Annotated in this window: 1 rRNA gene; it reads right to left on the bottom strand. The window is 54.3% G+C overall.

Annotation, left to right across the window (positions count from 1 at the left end):
• Positions 1–2,390, bottom strand: a 23S ribosomal RNA gene (locus tag OCV70_RS18770); the annotation flags it as partial.

Below are 2,390 nucleotides of genomic sequence, written 5' to 3'. Positions count from 1 at the left end.
CACTTCCACCCCTGCCCTATCTACCTCGTCGTCTTCAAGGGGGTTTACTTCTTTCGAATGGGACATCTCATCTTGAGGGGGGCTTCACGCTTAGATGCCTTCAGCGTTTATCCCTTCCGGACTTGGCTACCCGGCCGTAGACTTGGCAGTCTAACCGGTACACCAGCGGTCCGTCCATCCCGGTCCTCTCGTACTAAGGACAGCTCCTCTCAGATATCCTACGCCCACGCCGGATAGGGACCGAACTGTCTCACGACGTTCTGAACCCAGCTCGCGTACCGCTTTAATGGGCGAACAGCCCAACCCTTGGGACCTACTACAGCCCCAGGATGCGATGAGCCGACATCGAGGTGCCAAACCACTCCGTCGATGTGAACTCTTGGGAGTGATAAGCCTGTTATCCCCAGGGTAGCTTTTATCCGTTGAGCGATGGCATTCCCACTTAATACCACCGGATCACTAAGCCCTACTTTCGTACCTGCTCCACCCGTCGGTGTCGCAGTCAAGCTCCCTTCTGCCTTTGCACTCTTCGAATGGTTTCCGTCCATTCTGAGGGAACCTTTGGGCGCCTCCGATACCCTTTCGGAGGCGACCGCCCCAGTCAAACTCCCCGTCTGGCATTGTCCCACCGCCGGTTCACGGCGGCTGGTTAGAAGCCCAGTACTGCAAGGGTGGTATCCCAACAGCGGCTCCGCGGCAACTGGCGTTACCGTTTCTCAGCCTCCCACCTATCCTGTACATGCAATACCGGACCCCAGTACCAAACTGGAGTAAAGCTCCATGGGGTCTTTCCGTCCTGGCGCAGGTAACCAGCATCTTCACTGGTACTTCAATTTCACCGGATGCATTGTCGAGACAGCGCTCAAATCATTACGCCTTTCGTGCGGGTCGGAACTTACCCGACAAGGAATTTCGCTACCTTAGGACCGTTATAGTTACGGCCGCCGTTTACTGGGGCTTAAATTCAAAGCTTCGCTTGCGCTAACCTCTCCTCTTAACCTTCCAGCACCGGGCAGGCGTCAGCCCATATACCTCACCTTTCGGTTTCGCATAGACCTGTGTTTTTGCTAAACAGTTGCTTGAGCCTATTCTCTGCGGCCTGTTCTCACAGGCACCCCTTCTCCCGAAGTTACGGGGTCATTTTGCCGAGTTCCTTGACAATGCTTCTTCCGCCGGCCTTAGGATTCTCTCCTCATCCACCTGTGTCGGTTTACGGTACGGGTACGGTATAAACAATAGCGGCTTTTCTTGACGCATGGCTCACGGACTTCGCTACTTGTATTTCGCTCCGCATCACGGCTTCCCATTGCCACCCGGATTTGCCAAAGTGGCTGGTACCCCGCTTGCACCGGGCTTTCCATTCCCGGCTTCCGCTCTCCTTACGTGTCCCCACAGTTCTGTCATACCGCAGTACAGGAATCTCCACCTGTTGTCCATCGGCTACGACTCTCGTCCTCGCCTTAGGCCCCGACTTACCCAGGGCAGATCAGCTTTACCCTGGAAACCTTGGATATTCGGCCTAAAGGATTCCCACCTTTATCTCGCTACTCATTCCGGCATTCTCTCTTCCATGCAGTCCACAGCTCCTTACGGTACTGCTTCCTCCCGCATGCAATGCTCCTCTACCGATCCTTGCGGATCCCTTAGTTTCGGTGGTACGTTTCAGCCCCGGACATTTTCGGCGCAGGGCCTCTCGACCAGTGAGCTATTACGCACTCTTTGAATGGATGGCTGCTTCTGAGCCAACATCCTGGTTGTCTTCGAGACCCCACATCCTTTTCCACTTAACGTACACTTTGGGACCTTAACTGAAGGTCTGGGCTCTTTCCCTTTTGACCGCCCAACTTATCTCGTGCGGTCTGACTCCCGGTCTTATCTACATGGCATTCGGAGTTTGATATTCTTCGGTAGGCTTTGACGCCCCCTAGGAAATTCAGTGCTCTACCTCCACAAGACTCATGACCGAGGCTAGCCCTAAAGCTATTTCGAGGAGAACCAGCTATCTCCGGGTTCGATTGGAATTTCTCCCCTACCCACACCTCATCCCCACCCTTTTCAACGGATGTGGGTCCGGACCTCCACTGCCTCTTACGGCAGCTTCATCCTGGACATGGGTAGATCACCCGGTTTCGGGTCTACTCCTACTGACTTAAGGCCCTCTTAAGACTTGGTTTCCCTACGGCTCCGCACCTGAAGTGCTTAACCTTGCCAGTAAGCGTAACTCGCCGGACCGTTCTACAAAAAGTACGCGGTTGCACGCATAAGGTGCTCCCACAGCTTGTAGACACAGGGTTTCAGGTTCTCTTTCACTCCCCTCCCGGGGTCCTTTTCACCTTTCCTTCACAGTACTATGCGCTATCGGTCACTAAGTAGTATTTAGCCTTAGGGGG

The organism is Blautia acetigignens, assembly GCF_025566865.1.
Lineage (GTDB): Bacteria > Bacillota > Clostridia > Lachnospirales > Lachnospiraceae > Blautia_A > Blautia_A acetigignens.
Note: the sequence above shows the minus strand (reverse complement) of the source record. Positions and strands in the feature narration are given on the sequence as shown.